The 17071-nt window shown below is 64.0% G+C and carries 13 protein-coding genes and 1 tRNA gene; 9 read left to right on the top strand and 5 right to left on the bottom strand.

The genetic code is table 11. The features are described 5' to 3' along the window. The first annotated feature begins 29 nt into the window (after positions 1-29). The gene (locus tag GGR36_RS05855) at positions 30-812 is read left to right on the top strand and encodes an SIR2 family NAD-dependent protein deacylase (protein WP_183632865.1); all 783 of its coding nucleotides are present in this window, start codon (positions 30-32) and stop codon (positions 810-812) included. 3 nt (positions 813-815) lie between these two features. Here GGR36_RS05855 and GGR36_RS05850 read toward each other — a convergent pair whose 3' ends face one another. After that, entirely contained in the window at positions 816-1925 is a 1110-nt protein-coding gene (locus tag GGR36_RS05850; RefSeq protein WP_183632863.1) for an AIR synthase-related protein, read from the bottom strand. A gap of 250 nt (positions 1926-2175) precedes the next feature. On the opposite strand from GGR36_RS05850, the gene xylB reads away from it, so the two are divergent. The 4 genes from xylB to tal all read left to right on the top strand — a co-directional run bounded on the left by xylB (position 2176) and on the right by tal (position 8235). Then, on the top strand, positions 2176-3642 hold the full coding sequence (xylB, locus tag GGR36_RS05845; RefSeq protein WP_183632860.1) for a xylulokinase: 1467 nt from the start codon (positions 2176-2178) through the stop codon (positions 3640-3642). Between the two features lie 36 nt (positions 3643-3678). Continuing rightward, positions 3679-4992 carry a xylose isomerase gene (gene xylA / locus GGR36_RS05840; protein WP_183632858.1) on the top strand — a complete coding sequence of 438 codons (1314 nt, stop codon included), beginning with the start codon at positions 3679-3681 and terminating at the stop codon, positions 4990-4992. Between the two features lie 181 nt (positions 4993-5173). Then, positions 5174-7171 (top strand): transketolase, encoded by a 1998-nt coding sequence (tkt, locus tag GGR36_RS05835; protein WP_183632856.1) that lies wholly within the window; start codon positions 5174-5176, stop codon positions 7169-7171. Further along, the gene (gene tal, locus GGR36_RS05830; RefSeq protein WP_183632853.1) at positions 7168-8235 is read left to right on the top strand and encodes a transaldolase; all 1068 of its coding nucleotides are present in this window, start codon (positions 7168-7170) and stop codon (positions 8233-8235) included. Before tkt ends, tal begins: the two co-directional genes overlap by 4 nt. Positions 8236-8381: 146 nt before the next feature. On the opposite strand, the gene GGR36_RS05825 is transcribed toward tal, so the two are convergent. After that, a tRNA-Val gene (locus GGR36_RS05825) sits at positions 8382-8456 on the bottom strand. Between the two features lie 118 nt (positions 8457-8574). Here GGR36_RS05825 and gltX point away from each other — a divergent pair. After that, the gene (gltX, locus tag GGR36_RS05820) at positions 8575-9972 is read left to right on the top strand and encodes a glutamate--tRNA ligase (RefSeq protein WP_183632851.1); all 1398 of its coding nucleotides are present in this window, start codon (positions 8575-8577) and stop codon (positions 9970-9972) included. A 306-nt stretch (positions 9973-10278) separates the two neighbouring features. On the opposite strand, the gene GGR36_RS05815 is transcribed toward gltX, so the two are convergent. Then, a complete protein-coding gene (locus GGR36_RS05815) occupies positions 10279-10563 on the bottom strand; it encodes a YchJ family protein (protein ID WP_183632849.1) in 285 nt (94 codons plus the stop codon). A 95-nt stretch (positions 10564-10658) separates the two neighbouring features. Beyond that, positions 10659-11729 carry a 23S rRNA (cytidine(2498)-2'-O)-methyltransferase RlmM gene (gene rlmM / locus GGR36_RS05810; protein ID WP_183632847.1) on the bottom strand — a complete coding sequence of 357 codons (1071 nt, stop codon included), beginning with the start codon at positions 11727-11729 and terminating at the stop codon, positions 10659-10661. A gap of 70 nt (positions 11730-11799) precedes the next feature. Between rlmM and GGR36_RS05805 the strand changes: the two genes are divergently transcribed. Continuing rightward, positions 11800-13293: a cyclic di-GMP phosphodiesterase gene (locus GGR36_RS05805; RefSeq protein WP_242533084.1), complete on the top strand. Its 1494-nt coding sequence runs from the start codon at positions 11800-11802 to the stop codon at positions 13291-13293. After that, the gene (locus GGR36_RS05800; protein WP_183632845.1) at positions 13290-15095 is read left to right on the top strand and encodes a putative bifunctional diguanylate cyclase/phosphodiesterase; all 1806 of its coding nucleotides are present in this window, start codon (positions 13290-13292) and stop codon (positions 15093-15095) included. The genes GGR36_RS05805 and GGR36_RS05800 overlap by 4 nt, the downstream gene beginning before the upstream one ends. Before the next feature lie 51 nt (positions 15096-15146). Here the strand turns inward: GGR36_RS05800 and GGR36_RS22225 are convergent, their stop codons facing one another. Continuing rightward, positions 15147-15638, bottom strand: a complete 492-nt coding sequence (locus GGR36_RS22225) for a hypothetical protein (protein WP_338086627.1) — start codon at positions 15636-15638, stop codon at positions 15147-15149. Between the two features lie 148 nt (positions 15639-15786). Here GGR36_RS22225 and GGR36_RS05790 point away from each other — a divergent pair, with 148 nt between their 5' ends. Next, a complete protein-coding gene (locus tag GGR36_RS05790) occupies positions 15787-17064 on the top strand; it encodes an extracellular solute-binding protein (protein ID WP_183632843.1) in 1278 nt (425 codons plus the stop codon). Positions 17065-17071: the final 7 nt, after the last annotated feature.

Here is a 17071-nt window from a genome sequence, read left to right as displayed (position 1 = left end):
TCCTTCGACTGATAGAGGAAAGGCACAGAATGGACGTGGCAAGCGAACTCGATGCCGTTGCGTCGGCGCTCGACCGGGCACGGCGGATCCTGTTCATCACTGGCGCCGGCATCTCGGCCGATTCCGGTTTGCCGACTTACCGCGGCATCAACGGCCTGTACAACGATCAGGCGACCGACGAAGGCATTGACATCGAGGAAGCGCTCTCTGGCGAGATGCTGCGGTCGCGCCCAGACCTGACCTGGAAGTACCTCGCCCAGATCGAGCGCGCTTGCCGGGGGGCGGCACCGAACGATGCGCACCGTGCGCTTCGCGCGATCGAACGCGGCGCCCCCTACGTCTTGGTGCTGACGCAGAACGTCGACGGCCTGCATCGCGCCGCCGGCAGTGAAAACCTGATCGAAATCCACGGCAGCCTCCACCACCTGCGCTGCACACATTGCGGGCTGGATGAAGAGATCGTGTCGCTGGAGGGGCGTGTGCTCCCGCCGGTGTGCCCGGAATGTCAGTCCGTGATGCGGCCTGACGTCGTTCTGTTTGGCGAGCGACTGGCCGAGGCTAACCTGGTGCGCCTCTACAGCGAAATGGTGGAAGGCTTCGATCTGGTGTTCAGCATCGGCACCACCAGCACCTTCCCGTACATCGTCGAGCCGGTCGCCTGGGCGATTCGCTCGGGGGTGCCGACGGTCGAAATCAATCCCGCGACCACGCAGATCAGTCCCTACGTGCAGTACCGCTTCCCGATGCGTGCAGCGGAAACGATGAGGGCGCTGCTTGCGCGCAGCGCCCTCGGTCTGGACTGCGGCGATTGAGGCTCAGGCGCGCAGGTGCAGTTCGTCGGCCGCGTAGGTGAGCGAGAGCGGCTCGATGACGACCTGCTTCGGCCCTGCCTCAACTCGACCAGCCACCCAGGCCTCGATGCCAGCGGCACGGGCGATCTCGGCGGTGCGCTCGGCATCCTCCGCTGCGACATAGAAGGCGAAGCCAGCGCCCATGTTCAGGCTGCCGTAGGCCTCACGGTCATCGATACCGGCCTTTTCCTGGATGAAGGCGAGCACCGGGGGAACCGGCGGCAGCGTATGGATGCGGTAAGTGAAGCTGCCGGGGTGACGCATGATCTTGCGCCAGCCGTGGCCGGTGATGTTGGCGCAGTAGTGCGGGATGATGCCGGCCGCGAACAGCGCTTCGGTCACCGGCACATACAGCGCGGTTGGGTCCAGCAGCGCTTCGCCGTAGAGGCGGCCATCCGACAGTTTGCTTGCGTAGCCGTCCGGCAGGCGCTCGACCAGCTTGCGCGCGAGGCTCACGCCGTTGGCGTGGATGCCACTGGATGCAAGGAAGACGATCGCATCGCCATCCGCCAGCTTGTCGCCCAGCGTCAGGTGTTCGCGGGAGCGCACGATGCCGACCGACGAAGCGGCCAGATCGATGCGGCCGGCTTCCACCACGCCAGCCAGCGCCGGGGTTTCGCCTCCGCCCCAACTCACCTTGCAGACGTCGCAGGCGCGCTGCCAGCCGTTCACCAGGTCTCGCATGCGTTGTTCGTCGGCGAACCAGTCGCTACCGCCGGCTGACCAATAGGCGTGCACCGACATCGGCGTGGCGCCGACGGTGATCAGATCGTTTACGGCCATCGCAATCGTGTCCTGCGCGATGCTGTCGTAGTGGGTGCGGCCGGTGATAGGACGCACGGCATCGGCGACCAGGGCCTTGGTGCCGAGGCATTCGGTGATGGAGGCGATCAGCACGCCGCCCACGTCCATGACGTATGCGGATTCGCCGCGCGAAGCCGGGATCTCGCTCACGCCGTGCGCCGCGAGGTTGCCCTTGGTGGCGCTGGCGGCCTGTTGGGCAAGAATCTTGAGCGGGTCGATCTTGCTGTAGTCGACGCCGGCGGCGGTGTAATCGAGTGGGGTCTGGCTCATGGCGGGTCCTGCGAAAAAGAGGGCGCGATTCTATCGCGGCGGATGCCGTGGCAGCCAGCCGTATGGAATTCCGATGGATGCTTGCTGAGCCATGGCAATGCGCGCGTCATCAAATTGGGCGCATCATTTTTCGGAGACGCACTTTTCAGGAGTGCTTTGCGTAATTAGTTTGACGGCCGAACAAAAGAAGTCTAGATTTCTATCAGGCTCGATTGAACGGCACAGGATTGCAAGAAAGGCTGGTTTGCACATGTTTCTGGGAATTGATCTGGGTACATCTGAAGTCAAGGTGCTGCTGCTCGCCGAAGATCACCGCATCGTGGCCACGGCAGGCGAGAAGATCGGGCTTTCACGCCCGCAACCCCATTGGTCGGAGCAAGATCCGGCGGAGTGGTGGTCGGCCACCGGCCGCGCGATGGCGGCACTGCGCAAACTCGTGCCGAATGAATATGCCGCGGTCAAGGCGATCGGCCTGTCGGGCCAGATGCATGGCGCGACGCTGCTGGGTGCCGAAGACCAGGTGCTGCGCCCAGCCATCCTGTGGAACGACACCCGTTCCGCAGCCGAATGCGCCGAGCTGACGAGCCGCTTGCCGGCGCTGCCGCAGATCGCCGGCAACCTCGCGATGCCGGGCTTCACCGCGCCCAAGTTGCTGTGGGTTGCGAAACATGAGCCCGACGTATTCAAGAAAGTGGCCAGCGTGCTGCTGCCGAAGGACTACCTGCGGCTGCTGATGACCGGCGAGAAAGTGTCGGAAATGTCCGACGCGGCCGGCACGCTGTGGCTGGATGTGGCCAAGCGGGATTGGTCCGATGAACTGCTCGCTGCGACCGGCCTGACTCGCGCGCAGATGCCGCGCCTCGTGGAAGGCAGCGAGGCCTCAGGCAAGCTGACGCCCGCGGTGGCCGAAGCGTGGGGCCTTTCGCGCGACGTGATCGTCGCCGGCGGCGGTGGTGACAATGCGGCCAGTGCGGTCGGCATCGGCGCGGTAGCACCGGGGGACGGCTTCCTGTCGCTCGGCACCAGCGGCGTGCTGTTTGTCGTCACCGACAAGTTCCGCCCGAATCCGGCCTCCGCCGTGCATGCCTTCTGCCATGCGGTGCCAGGGCGCTGGCACCAGATGAGCGTGATGCTGTCGGCGGCGAGCTGCCTGAGCTGGGTCACGCATCTGGTGGGTGCGGCCAACGAAGGCGAACTGCTCGCGCAGGCCAATGCGCTGACCGATGCGCAGCGCGACGCTGCACCGATCTTCCTGCCATATCTGTCGGGCGAACGTACGCCGCACAACGACGCCCAGGCGCAGGGCGTGTTCTTCGGCCTCAATCACGACACGACGGCCGCCCACCTGGCCTACTCGGTGATCGAAGGCGTGGCCTTCGGCACCATGGATGGCCTTGCCGCGCTGCAAGCAGCCGGCACCCAGGTTGGCCGGCTTGCGCTGGTCGGCGGCGGTTCGCGCAGCGCCGAATGGGCCCAGTTGCTTGCAAGCCTGCTCGATACCGAAATTGTCACCCTCGAAGGCAGCGAAACCGGTGGTGCGCTCGGCGCGGCACGTCTGGGCTGGCTTGCCGCTGGCGGTGTTGAGGCGGAAGTCTGCCGCGCGCCGGCGATCCGCGCACGCTATACCTCGAACACGGAACAACGCGCGCGCTTGCTGCCGCGTTATCAACGATTCACTCAGCTCTATCCGCGTATTCGCGACCTCTTCGCACGCTGACGCGGCCCCCTACACCAAAGCAAAAGGAGACTCAAAATGGCTGCCTACTTCCAGAACATCGACAAGATCAAATACGAAGGCCCGGATTCGCAGAACCCGCTGGCGTTCAAGTACTACGACAAGGACCGCCTGGTGCTTGGCAAGCGCATGGAAGACCACCTGCGTTTTGCCGCTTGCTACTGGCACACCTTCTGCTGGAACGGGCTTGACCCGTTCGGCGGTGACACCTTCCAGCGCCCCTGGCACCAGATCCCGAACGCCATGGAAGCAGCGATGGTGAAGGCCGACGTCGCCTTCGACTTTTTCTCGAAGGTGGGCGTGCCGTTCTACTGCTTCCACGACCGCGACGTGGCCCCGGAAGGCGCGACCCCGCGCGAAAGCGTTTCGAACCTGCATCGCATCGTCGACATCCTCGGCCAGAAGCAGGAAGAGACCGGCATGAAGCTGCTGTGGGGCACGGCCAACCTGTTCAGCCACCGTCGTTTCATGTCCGGCGCCTCGACCAACCCGGATCCCGAAATCTTCGCGATGGCCGCGCTGCAGGTGAAGGAGGCGATGGACGCCACGGTGAAGCTGGGTGGCGCCAACTATGTGATGTGGGGCGGCCGTGAAGGTTACGAGACCCTGCTCAATACCGATCTGAAGAGCGAACTGGCGCAGATGGGTCGCTTCCTCAGCATGGCGGTCGACTACAAGCACAAGATCGGCCTCAAGGGCCCGATCCTGATCGAGCCGAAGCCGCGCGAGCCGTCGAAGCACCAGTACGATTTCGACACCGCGACGGTGTACGGTTTCCTGAAGCAGTACGGCCTGGAGAACGACGTCAAGGTCAACATCGAAGCCAACCACGCCACGCTGTCGGGCCACAGCTTCGAGCATGAAATCAGCACCGCGATCGCGCTGGGCATCTTCGGCTCGATCGACATGAACCGTGGTGACATGCAGTGCGGTTGGGATACTGATCAGTTCCCGAACAACATCCCGGAAACGGCGCTGGCGATGTATTACATCCTGCAGGGCGGCGGCTTCACGACCGGTGGTTTGAACTTTGACGCCAAGGTGCGCCGTCAGTCGATCGATGCCGAGGATCTGTTCTACGGCCATATCGGCGGCATGGACGTGTCGGCCCGCGCGCTGCTGATCGCCGAGAAGATGATCACCGATGGCAAGTTCGCGCAGATCACCCAGGATCGTTACGCCGGCTGGCGCGACGAGTTCGGCCAGCAAGTGCTGGCGGGCAAGCTGGGGCTGGATGCCGTGGCGCAGCGCGTGATCGACCGCAATGTCGACGTCGCGCCGAAGTCTGGCCGTCAGGAACTGATCGAAAACCTGCTCAACAGCTACATCTGAGCCTCGCGCGGCTAGCGGCCGCGTGAAGGGGCGGGCCGGGGTTCCTCGGCCCGCCGCCAACGATGTTGGCTGCATTCCTTTCCCGAATCGATGGACGGAAAAGCTGATCCCGGCTGGGCGGCGTTTCCGGCGGGTGGGGCTGCGCTACGCTTCTGTCGCCGAACCTGAAAAGACGCTCCCGATGATTACATCCCAATCTCTCGCCGACGCCCTTCGCATCCTCGCGATGGACGGCGTGCAGGCCGCCAACTCGGGCCACCCCGGCATGCCGATGGGCATGGCAGAGGTGGCCGTTGCGCTGTGGCACCGCCATCTGCGCCATAACCCCGCTGACCCGAAGTGGGCCAACCGCGATCGCTTCGTGCTCTCGAACGGCCATGGCTCGATGCTGCTCTACGCGCTGCTGCACCTGAGCGGCTACGACCTGCCGCTGGATGAGCTCAAGCGTTTCCGGCAGTTGCACAGCAAGACCCCCGGTCACCCCGAGTACGGCTACACACCGGGTGTTGAAACGACCACCGGCCCGCTGGGGCAGGGGATTGCCAACGCAGTTGGCTTTGCGATGGCCGAACGCCTGCTCGCGGCGGAGTTCAACCGCGAGGGCTTCCCGGTCGTCGATCACCGCACTTACGTGTTCCTCGGCGACGGTTGCATGATGGAAGGTGTGTCGCACGAAGCCTGTGCGCTGGCTGGCACCTGGAAGCTCGGCAAGCTGATCGCGCTCTACGACGACAACGGCATCTCGATCGACGGCCACGTCGAACCGTGGTTCTCGGATGACACGCCCAAGCGTTTCGAAGCCTACGGCTGGAACGTGATCCGCGATGTGGACGGGCACAGCATTGACGCAGTGGACCTCGCGTTGCGCCAAGCGCGCGTGCAGGACGAACGGCCGACACTGATCTGCTGCAAGACCGTGATTGGCAAGGGCTCGCCGAACAAGGCCGGCACGCATGATGTGCATGGCTCGCCGCTCGGTGCCGACGAAATCGCGGCGACGCGTGCTGCTTTGGGTATCACCGCCGGCCCCTTCGAGGTGTCGGATTCAGTGCGCGCGATCTGGAATGCGCGGGAGCAGGGTGGCGCAGCACAGGCGGCGTGGGCCGATCTGTTCGCGCGCTATCAGGCGGCCTATCCGGCCGAGGCTGCGGAATTCCTGCGCCGTACCAGTGGCGCATTGCCGGCCGACTTCGCCGCGCGTGCCGACGCAGCGCTGAAAGAGATCGACGCCAAGGCCGAGACAATCGCCAGCCGCAAGGCCTCACAGAATGCGATCCAGGCGCTCGCGCCGCTGCTGCCGGAATTCCTCGGCGGCTCGGCGGATCTGGCGCCGTCCAATCTGACGATGTGGAAGGGCTGCGTGCCGGTGCGCGAGGCGGGCGGCAATTACCTGAACTACGGCGTGCGCGAGTTCGGCATGGGCGCGATCATGAACGGCATCGCCCTGCACGGCGGCTTCCGCCCCTTTGCCGGCACCTTCCTGATGTTCAGCGAATACGCCCGCAACGCGATCCGCATGGCGGCGCTGATGAAGGCCAACCCGATCTGGGTGTTCACCCACGACTCGATCGGCCTCGGCGAGGATGGCCCGACGCATCAGCCGGTGGAGCAAACCGCCACGCTGCGCATGGTGCCCAACCTTGACGTCTGGCGCCCCTGCGATGCGGTGGAGACCTTTGTCGCGTGGCGTACCGCTGTCGAGCATCGTGAATCGCCGACCTGCCTGATCCTGTCGCGCCAGAACCTGCCGCATCAACTGCGCAGTGCGGCGCAGATCGACGCGATCGCGCGGGGCGGTTATGTGCTGAGTGACTGCGACGGTGCACCGCAGGCCGTGCTGATCGCGACCGGCTCGGAAGTGGCGCTGGCGGTGGAGGCCCAGCGGCGATTGCAGGAACAAGGCGTCGCTGTGCGTGTCGTATCCATGCCATCGACGTTTGCGTTCGACCGGCAAAGTGCAGACTATCGTGCCTCCGTTCTGCCGCGCGGCGTGCCGCGGGTGGCGGTGGAGGCCGGTGTCACCGACGGCTGGCGCAAGTATGTCGGCCTCGAGGGGGCGGTGATCGGTATCGACACCTTCGGCGAATCGGCGCCGGCGCCCGTTTTGTACGAACACTTCGGCATTACCTCGGCCCGCGTGGTCGAGGTGGTGCTCTCACTCGTCAAGGAAGCAGCATGAGTCGTCTGAAAGCGATTAGTGCCCTCGGCCAGCAGGTCTGGCTCGATTCGATCTCGCGCAAGCTGATCGAAAGCGGCGAACTGGCCCGATTGATTGCCGAGGATGGCATCTCGGGCGTGACCTCCAATCCGGCGATCTTCCAGCAGGCACTCGCGAAGGACCCGGCGTATGCGGCGGCCAAGGCGGCTCTGCCGGCAACGCTGACCGATGCCGAAGCGCGTTTCGAGGCGCTCGCGTTGCCGGACATCCAGGCCGCCTGCGATGCCTTCCTGCCGCTGTTCGACGCAAGCCACGGCAACAAGGGCTTCGTCAGTTTCGAAGTGTCGCCGCGCCTGTCGCGCGATGCGGAAGGCACCTTCGCGGCTGCGCAGCGTCTGTGGAATGCGATCGCTCGGCCAAACGTGATGATCAAGATCCCGGCCACGCCTGAAGGCTTGGTCGCGATTCGCAAGTCGATCGCCGCCGGCATCAACATCAACGTCACGCTGATGTTCTCGCCTGCCCATGTCGAAGCGGTGGCGCAGGCGCATGCGTCGGGCCTGGCTGATCGTGTGGCCGCCGGCCTGCCGGTGGGTCAGATCCGCTCGGTGGCCAGCGTCTTCATCTCGCGCGTCGACAGCAAGATCGACCCGCAGGTAAGCGATGCGCTGAAGGGCAAGGTGGCGATTGCATCCGCCCGTGCCGCCTATGCTGATTGGCAGGCGCACTGGAGCGCAACGGGCGACCGCTTCGCTGCGTTGGCGGCGGCCGGCGCGCATCCGCAATGGTTGCTGTGGGCGAGCACCGGCACCAAGAATCCGGCGTATTCCGATGTGCTTTACGTCGAGACGCTGATCGGGCCCGATACGGTGAACACCGTGCCCGAGGCGACGCTCAACGCGTTCCGCGATCACGGCAATGCGGCTGCGACGCTGGCACAGGATCCGGCGGAGGCGCGTGCGACGCTGAAGGCGCTGGCGGAAGCGGGCGTCGACATCAACGCCGTGGGTGAGCAGTTGCAGAACGAGGGTCTGGTGCTGTTCGAGCAGGCCTTCGAAACCTTGCTCGGATCGGTCGGCGCCTGAGCGCGCACTGCTCGGTCAAAAACGGCAGCCTTTGTGCTGCCGTTTTTCTTTTTCTCGCGGACCAGGAGACGGTGTGGCACGCGGAAGCTGCGTGCAGAAAAGCAAAAAGCCCAGCGAGGCTGGGCTTTGCGTTTCGTGCAGGTTGGTGGTGGGCAGTACTGGGATCGAACCAGTGACCCCTGCCGTGTGAAGGCAGTGCTCTACCGCTGAGCTAACTGCCCAACGTGCAGCGGAGTCCGCAACTATACCGTGGGCGGACTTTGGGGTCAATACTGCGGGGCGTTCGTGGGGCGGGTCCGGTAGAATGGCGGACTTTTCCGATTCCGGCCGACCTTTGCCATGACTCGACGCATCCGCACTCGCTTTGCTCCCAGCCCGACGGGTTTCCTTCACATTGGTGGTGCGCGCACCGCGCTGTTTTCGTGGGCGTATGCCCGCCATCATGGCGGCGATTTCATCCTGCGGATCGAGGACACCGACGTCGCGCGTTCGACGCCCGAGGCGGTGCAGGCGATTCTTGACGGCATGAACTGGCTGGGCCTCGAATGGGACGAGGGTCCCTTCTACCAGATGCAGCGCATGGATCGTTACAAACAGGTGATCGGCCAGATGCTGGAAGCGGGCACGGCCTACTACTGCTACACGACGCCCGAAGAACTGGAGGCGATCCGCGAGGCGCAGCGCGACCGCGGCGACAAGCCGCGCTACGACGGCCGCTGGCGCCCGGAGGCTGGCAAGGTTTTGCCAACGCCCCCGGAGGGCGTGAAGCCGGTGGTGCGCTTCAAGAATCCGACGTCCGGCAAAGTGGCCTGGAAGGACGTGGTCAAGGGTGACATCGAATTCGACAACGCGGAACTCGACGACCTGATCATTGCGCGCCCCGATGGCACGCCGACCTACAACTTCTGCGTGGTGGTGGACGATTGGGACATGGGCATCACCCACGTGATTCGTGGCGACGACCATGTGAACAACACGCCGCGCCAGATCAACATCCTGCGCGCCTTGGGTGCCGAGGTGCCGGAATATGGGCATCTGTCGATGATCCTTGGCTCCGATGGGCAGAAGCTCTCGAAGCGCCATGGCGCGGTCAGCGTGATGCAGTACGACGACGATGGCTACCTCGTCGAAGCGGTCATCAACTATCTGGCGCGTCTGGGCTGGAGCCATGGCGACGACGAGATTTTCTCGCGCGAGCAGTTTGTCGAATGGTTCGACCTTGATCGCATCACCCCGTCGGCCGCGCAATTCAATTTCGAAAAGCTTGATTGGCTCAATGCGCACTACATCAAGCAGGCCGATCCCGCTCGCCTTGCGGCGGACGCGTCGCGTCGCCTCACGCAGCGTGGCGTGTCGCTGGCAGATGGTCCCGCGCTCGAGGCCGTGATCGCGCTGTATCACGAACGGGTAAACACCCTGGTGCAACTGGCCGATTCGGTGGAGCCGTATTACATCGACGTTACCCCCTCGGAGGAACTGGCGGCGCAGCATTTCACCGATGCAGCGAAGGCGGCGCTGGCCTCGCTGCGCGCACGGCTTGCCGAAGTTGCCTGGGACAAGGCGACGCTGAGTGCAGCGATCAAGGAAACGTGCACCGAGCACGCGCTGAAGATGCCGCAGGTCGCGATTCCGCTGCGCGTGGCCCTTCTGGGCGTCACTCAGACGCCCGCGATCGATGCGGTGCTGGAAGTGATCGGGCGCGATCGGGTGATCGCACGCCTGGGTCGCATTGCCTGACCAGTTCGAGCCGGAGACGCGGGGTCGATAAGGCGACCGCCACTCCCAAGCCTGAAAGTGAAGGGGCCGCGAGCAATGCCCGCGGCCCCTTTTTTATTTCGCCGGTGTTGCCCGGCAATTCGCTTCCGTTTCCGTCTATTTGTCAGGCAATTCACGATCGCCTGTGTTTGCTTTCACGGCAGCGATTTCTGAAACTTGAGCATTAGACAGGAGGACGTCCTCCTTTGGCGCGCCCATATTGCCTGCCTGCCGGGTTGCGGTGCGATGTTCGGGCCCTTGGTCCGGCGACCAGCGGACTGCTGCGCGTCAGGCGTCGTGAAGTGTGCCGTCGACGTAAAGCCAGCACCCGTCTCGACGCTCGAATCGGCTGGTTTCGTGCAAGCGCTGTGCGCGGCCGCCGACGCGGTAGCGGGCGACGAACTCGACAGTAGCGGTGTCGCCGTCTTCCCGCGCGGAACGTATCTCAAGCCCGATCCACTTTGGTTTGGGGGCTTCCTCCAGATCGAGGGTTGCCGGGCGCGTCTCCGGCGCCCAGGTCTCGGCGAGGTAGTCTTCGAGTCCCAGTACGTACGCGGCGTAACGCGATCGCATCAGCGCCTCGGCCCGCGGCGCACGCTCGCCGCCGTGCCAGCGCCCGCAGCACTCGGCATATGGGCCGCCTCCGCAGGGGCAGTCTCGCGGTGGCTTCACGCTTGCTTTAGCGCTGCGAGGTAGCCGGTCACCTCTTCGCGGTCGTGATAGAGGTGCTTGAAACGTAGCGTCCAGTCGCGGCCGGATACCGACATGCGCTTGTAGATCAGGTTGCGTGCCTGCTCGATGGCGTCGTGGCGTTTCTTCATCGGCAGTTTCAAGTTGAACATCGAACGGCGGCAGCGCCCGGATGCCACCCATTCGGCCACCAGCTGGGCGACGCGTGAGGGCTGTTCGACCATGTCGCAGACCATCCATTCGACCGGTTTCGAGGGTTTCCACACGAAACCATCGGCGCGCACATGCTCGACCAGTCCGGTTGCCCTAACGATTTCGCTCATCGGGCCGTTATCAACTGCAGTGACCAACAATCCACGGCTCGCAAATTGCCAAGTCCAACCGCCCGGCGCAGCACCGAGATCGACCGCACGGAGCCCCGCGCGCAGCGTCGCGTTGCGTTCGTCTTCGCTGAGCAGGCCGAAAAAAGCCTCGGCGAGCTTCAACGTCGAGCGGCTCGGCGCTTCGCGTGGCATGCGCAGGCGTGCAATCCCCATCGGCCAGGGCGATGCACTGGCGGGGTCGGACGTGCCGATGAATACGCGGGACGAGTCGATGAAGAACAGGTGCAGATTCAAGGCGTCGTTCTTGTCGATCAGGCGGCGACTGTCGTTGAGCGCGCGCTCGACATGCGGCATGAAACGCTTCAGGAAAGACGACAGCGTCTTCGCTTCATTGGTGTCGGCCGTCTCGGCCCACACCCTGCCAAATCGACCGTGGATACGATTTATGGCGGCGAGGATCGGCGCGAGGCGATCTTTCTCGGGAAGATCTTCAAGCGTCTCGCGTACCCAGACCAGTTGCCGTGCGAAAATCAGTTGGTCGTACGAAATGATCCGTTGTGCTTCGTCCAGCGGGGCGTCGAATTCATACAGGACGAATCCGCTGTCAGGGGTCGCGAGGGCGTGGCCGGCAACGCTGGAGCGGGCGCTCCTGGTCGCGAACTCGGCGGCAAGGTCTTTCTCGAAGCCGGGTCGGCAATAGGCGAGGGCGCGGCTGGTGAAGTCCATGGCGGGTCGAATCCAGAATCGGGTCGGCCATGTTACCCGATGCATCGGGTGCTTTAGCGGAGGTCGGTCGTTGAAGGAATTTCTCGCCGCATCGGATCTCGAACTCGGCATGTTCGTTGCCGAACTCGATCGGCCATGGATCGAAACCCCTTTTCTGCTGCAGGGCTTCGTGCTTGAGAGCGAAGAACAGTTGCAGCAGATCAGGGCGCTCTGCCGTATCGTCATGATCGACCGCGAGCGTTCCGATGCGCGCCACCACCAAGACCGGCAGCCCGTTGCGCCGGAACAACCCACGGCGCCACGACCCACGCCTCTGACAATGGTGCGCGGCGATTCGCCGCCACCGGATTTCTTTCAACTCCTGCGCCTGCTCAAATCGTACGAGCCACAAAAGGATGGCGCTGGCCCGCGCGAGGGTCCCGTCCTGGCCTGGGTGGCGCCAAAACATGGCGACGGCGAGTTGGGGGCGGTAAAGGCGCCCAAAGGCGAACGTGGCGAGACGCTGTTGGGATGGCTTGGCCGCAAGGCCTTTGGCCGACGAACGCGCCGAGAGGATCATCAAGAAGGGGATGCGGCCGAGCTCGCACCGGACCTGCCTTATCCAATCGACGTGCCGCTGGAGCAGGAACTCCTGACTGCTGCCCCGATCCACGCTGCGGCCATGGGGGTGGTGCGGGACATCATGCGGGATGTCGAACGCCAATTGCCCCCCAATCTGGGGCAGGCGCGCGAAGTGGTGCAGGACATGATGCGCAGCGTGACCCGGCACCCCGATGCGCTGCTCTGGTTGACCCGCCTCAAGCGCACCGATCGCTACACGTACGACCACGCACTCGATTGCTGCACCTACGCAATGGTGTTTGCGCGGCATCTTGGTCTGCCCGAGGAGCGAATCGCAATGCTCGGAATGGCAGGGTTGCTGTGGGATGTCGGCAAGTTGCGGCTGTCGGCACGCCTGCTGGCAAAGGATGGACCGCTGACGCCACTGGAGTATGAGATCTTCCGCACGCATGTGGACAGCGCGGTACACATCCTGCGCGCAGACCCGGATACCGATCCACTGATAGTCGAAATTGTGGCGCGACACCATGAACGTATTGACGGCAGCGGATATCCCGCCGGCTTGGTGGGCGACGTGATTGGCGTGTTTGCGGAGATGGCCGGCATTGTCGATAGCTTCTGCGCCATGACGCGGCATCGTTCATGGCGCCCCGCTGTCTCTACCCAGCAGGGTCTTGAGTCGCTGATCACGCTGCGGGGAAAGCGCTTCAGCCCTGAACTGATTGATCAGTTCATCCAGTGCATCGGCATCTATCCAGCCGGAACACTGGTTGAGCTCAATTCCGGCGAGGTCGCTGTGGTGATCGCGCAGAACCGGGTGCGCCGACTCAAGCCCAGGGTGATGGTGCTGCTGTCGAGCGACCATTCACCCAATTCGAATCCCCATACGCTTGACCTCCTTTATGACCCGCCGATCCCTGGCGGCAGTGAGCCATACCGCATCGTGCGTTCGCTCCCCGAAAACGCGTTCGGAATCGATCCGGCGCAGTTCTACCTCGCATGACAGTCCGGAACGTGCAATTCGAGGAGCCGCAGGACAAGGTGCTCGCCGTGCGGGCGGCGCTGGCAGCGCATGGATTTGGCGAGACTGAACGGGCGGCGCTTCGCGCTTTCTGGCACAGCGCGGACCTTGCAAGGCTGGGTGATTCGCTTGCGGACGGTCTGACGGTGCTTCGTGCCGAGGCGGCCGACGTAAGTCCGACGTGTGGCGATGTGTTTGTGCAGGCCTTCCAGGGGATTATTGGCTGGGAGCTGGACCCGGACTGGCCGCTGCGACTGAGCGCTTCCTGGCTTGCCTTGTATGAAGCCGGGGGCGCGCCGGACATGCCAGCGCGTGCTGCCGCTGTTGCAATGACAGTGCTCCAGGGCGAACTGATCCACGAACGCAGCAGCGTTTCACGGCTGGATGCCGCGTTGCTGCAGATCATCATGCGTGTGGGCTTGCTCATAGCCGGCCTGCTCGCGAAAGTGTCAAACGAGGCGGAGGCGCATGCGCGGTGGCTCGCGGAGCATGTCGAACCGACATCCGGATTGCCGAATCGAGTTGCCTTGATTTCACGCTTTGAACCGGCTGGGGCCGACGGCAAGCCAACAGGCCTTCTGGTGGTCGGGCTGCAATGGGGCGAGAGTGCGGTCCTGCTCAACACTGCGGATCGCGATCGGGCCCGGAATGAGTTGGGGCGTGCCTTGCTTGGACGGGGGCGTGCGGATGACTCGCTCTTTCGCGTCAGTGACGACGACTGGGTGCTGTGGGCGCCGGGAGTCGGTGATGGTCCGCGGCTGGAACTGGCTGCCGCTGCGCTGCTCGAGGCGGGCGAGCAGGCGTTGCGAAAAGTGGGACTGGCTTCCCATGCGAGCTTGTCGGTTGGCGCGGCGGTGACGCCACGCGACGGCGATTCGATCGACGCGGTGCTCAATGCAGCACGGCGTGCGCGGGTGGCTGCATCGCGCATTGGTCGCTCAATTGGAATCGCGGGACCGGAGATCGAACTCGAACGTAACGAGCGCGTCTTGCTTGAGCGTGAGTTCATCGAAGCGATGAGAAACAACGAATTCGGCCTGCACCTGCAACCGATCATCCAGGTGTCGGACGGTGGATGCCTGGGGGGTGAGGCACTGCTGCGCTGGCAGCGCAGCAGCGGGCAGTGGGTGCCGCCGCCCCAAATCGTTTCAATGGCCGAGCAGTTCGGACTGATGCAGCAACTGACGCGGCTGGTGTTGCAGCGCGCTGCTGCAATGCTCTCCGAACTGCAGCGAGAAGGCGTCGCGGTTGGCATCGCGGTGAACCTCGCCGGAGGTGACCTTCGCGACCCGGAATTGCCCGAATTCATCGCGCAGGCCCTCGCGACCTGGCGTGTACCGCCCGACCGGCTGACGCTGGAGCTCACCGAGGGGTCGATGATTGCCGACGATGCGCACACGCTTGAACTCATCGCGCGCCTTCGCAGTGCGGGTTATGGCGTCGCGCTGGACGATTTTGGCACCGGCTATTCGTCCCTCGCCTGGTTGCGCCGATTGCCGGCCACCCGGCTGAAGATCGACCGCATGTTCGTGCAGAAAATGCCAGAGACGCCGCAGGATCGCGCCATCGTCAGTTCCGTGATCCAGCTTGCCCAAGGGCTTGGGCTGCGTGTGGTTGCCGAGGGTGTGGAGCGTGAAGAGCAGTTGCGGATGTTGATGGCGATGGGCTGCGATGCGGCACAGGGATTCCTCATCGCGCGCCCGATGGCGATTGCCGAATTCATTGCATGGTGGACGGAGTGGGAGCGCGGCGGCCGGGGTGGCTACTGGGCGTCGCGGCAATGATGGTCTGGTAATCCGGCCCGAAGGGAAGCGCGAAGCCAGCTTGGCGTTTGATCAATGGCCCCCGGCATTTGACTTGTGCGTGCCGGGTTTCTCGGCCTTTGCCTCGGACTTCCCGTCAGTCTTTTCGTTTGCCTTTTTTGCCTTGGCGTCGGCTTCCTTGTCATGCCCGTTCGGAGCCGACGCATTGGTTTCGTGTTCGGCGTCAGCGGCATCGTTGCCGGGTTCAGCTTCCGTGTCAGCTTCGGCTTTCTTCTTCTGTTTCGGAAGCGCTGGGGGCAAGGTCGGTTTGATGACCTCCAGCTTCTGCTCGGTCATGTAGTCGTTCATTTCTTTCCAGCCGGCAAACACCGCAGCCTTGGGCGCCTTCGGATTGAGCTGGTAGCAGTCTTCCAGCGCACGCCCCGAGTGCCGGCACGCTGCGCCGACCGCCTTGCCTTCTGCTTCGATGGCTTTGCCGTCTTCGATGCCGAGTTGTTCGCAGGCGGCCAGTGCGAGCAGGCAGAGCGCCGGAATGACGAGGCGAAGCGGTCGAGGGCATTGCATGGCGGGGACTCCGACGATATTCGTTCCAGTAATGATTACGTCCCCCGCGGACGGAACTTGACCCGAATCGGACGGACGGTTACTCCCGGAGGCGGGCAGATGCCTATAATCCGCGCTCTCCATGCATCCTTCATCGAGCCGCAGCCCCATGAAAATCCAGTTTCTGATTACGCCCGTCGCGCTTGCCCTGAGCCTGATTTGCAACCCTGTGCTGGCGGCAAAAGGCAAAGCGCCCGCAAATCCCCCGGCGCCGGCAGCGGCCGATGTCGAGATTGCCAGCCAGTTGCCCAAGGACAAACAGGAAGCGCTGCAGACGCTGATTTCGCGCTTCAACGATGCGAACAAGGGTAGCCGAATCGTGCTGGTCGATCGCGCTTGGGACGCCGGCGCGCCGCTGACTGCCCAGATTCTGGATCCGGTCAGCGAAGAGGCCTTCCTCGCAGGCAAGCAGCGCTACAAGCCGCTGTATGCGGTTGCCAAGGACGCGGGGGTCAAGCTCGACCTGGCAGAGCGGGGAGCACCGGTGGTTGCACCGATTTCGGTCGACGCGAAGGGCCGCTTGCTCGGCCTGCCAGTCGCGCTGGCGACTCCGGTGTTCTTCGTGAACCAAGACGTGTTCCGCAAAAACGGGCTTGATCCGGCGAGCCCGCCCAAGACATGGGCGGAAGTGCAGGACGCTGCCGGCAAACTGGTCGATGGCGGCGTTGCCTGCCCGCTGACGGTCGCGCGCCCGGCGACCGCGTTGCTTGAAAATACTGCCGCGTGGCACAACGAACCGTTCGTGAACGCCAAGGGCGACCTCGCGGTGAATGGGCTTAACTATGTGCGCCATCTGGCGCGCATGGCCTCCTGGCAAAAATCGCGCTACCTGCAGATCTTCGGTCATGGCGACGAGGCGGTGGATCGCTTTGCAAGTGGCGAATGCGCCATGCTGATCGCCGGGCAGTCCGCCATGCCGGTTGCGTCGAAGGGTAGCTTCGCGGTTGGCGTGAGCGCGCTTCCGTATTATCAGGACGTGCAGGGCGCACGCCAGAACACGCTGGCCGATGGACCCGTGCTGTGGGTGTCGGCCGGCCGCAACGCAAACGAGTACAAGACGATCGCGAAGTTCGTTGCGTTCTGGCTTGAGCCCACGCAGCAGATCGACTGGATGCGTGCGACCGGCTATCTGCCGCTCAACCGCTCCGGCGCCTTCGCGGCCAGCAGTCGGTCCTTCGGCAGCGAACTGAACTACATCAAGGTGGCGGTCGATCAGCTCGTGGCCACGCCGGCGACGGCGAATTCGCGCGCCACCGCGATGGGCCACAGCCCGCGTGTGCTCAAGGTGCTGGAAGAAGAACTCGACGGCGTCTGGAACCAGGGCAAGGCGGCCAAGCTCGCGCTCGACGAGGCCGTTTCGCGTATCCGCGCCCTCGGAATCCGCTGAAAGCGCA

The organism is Niveibacterium umoris, assembly GCF_014197015.1.
GTDB classification, from domain to species: domain Bacteria; phylum Pseudomonadota; class Gammaproteobacteria; order Burkholderiales; family Rhodocyclaceae; genus Niveibacterium; species Niveibacterium umoris.
This window is presented reverse-complemented; position numbering and strand designations above follow the sequence as displayed.

Coding starts and splice junctions, on each gene's coding strand:
- GGR36_RS05855 (WP_183632865.1), top strand. CDS start 30: ATGGACGTGGCAAGCGAACTCGATGCCGTTGCGTCGGCGCTCGACCGG.
- GGR36_RS05850 (WP_183632863.1), bottom strand. CDS start 1,925: ATGAGCCAGACCCCACTCGATTACACCGCCGCCGGCGTCGACTACAGC.
- xylB (WP_183632860.1), top strand. CDS start 2,176: ATGTTTCTGGGAATTGATCTGGGTACATCTGAAGTCAAGGTGCTGCTG.
- xylA (WP_183632858.1), top strand. CDS start 3,679: ATGGCTGCCTACTTCCAGAACATCGACAAGATCAAATACGAAGGCCCG.
- tkt (WP_183632856.1), top strand. CDS start 5,174: ATGATTACATCCCAATCTCTCGCCGACGCCCTTCGCATCCTCGCGATG.
- tal (WP_183632853.1), top strand. CDS start 7,168: ATGAGTCGTCTGAAAGCGATTAGTGCCCTCGGCCAGCAGGTCTGGCTC.
- gltX (WP_183632851.1), top strand. CDS start 8,575: ATGACTCGACGCATCCGCACTCGCTTTGCTCCCAGCCCGACGGGTTTC.
- GGR36_RS05815 (WP_183632849.1), bottom strand. CDS start 10,563: ATGCGATCGCGTTACGCCGCGTACGTACTGGGACTCGAAGACTACCTC.
- rlmM (WP_183632847.1), bottom strand. CDS start 11,729: ATGGACTTCACCAGCCGCGCCCTCGCCTATTGCCGACCCGGCTTCGAG.
- GGR36_RS05800 (WP_183632845.1), top strand. CDS start 13,290: ATGACAGTCCGGAACGTGCAATTCGAGGAGCCGCAGGACAAGGTGCTC.
- GGR36_RS22225 (WP_338086627.1), bottom strand. CDS start 15,638: ATGCAATGCCCTCGACCGCTTCGCCTCGTCATTCCGGCGCTCTGCCTG.
- GGR36_RS05790 (WP_183632843.1), top strand. CDS start 15,787: ATGAAAATCCAGTTTCTGATTACGCCCGTCGCGCTTGCCCTGAGCCTG.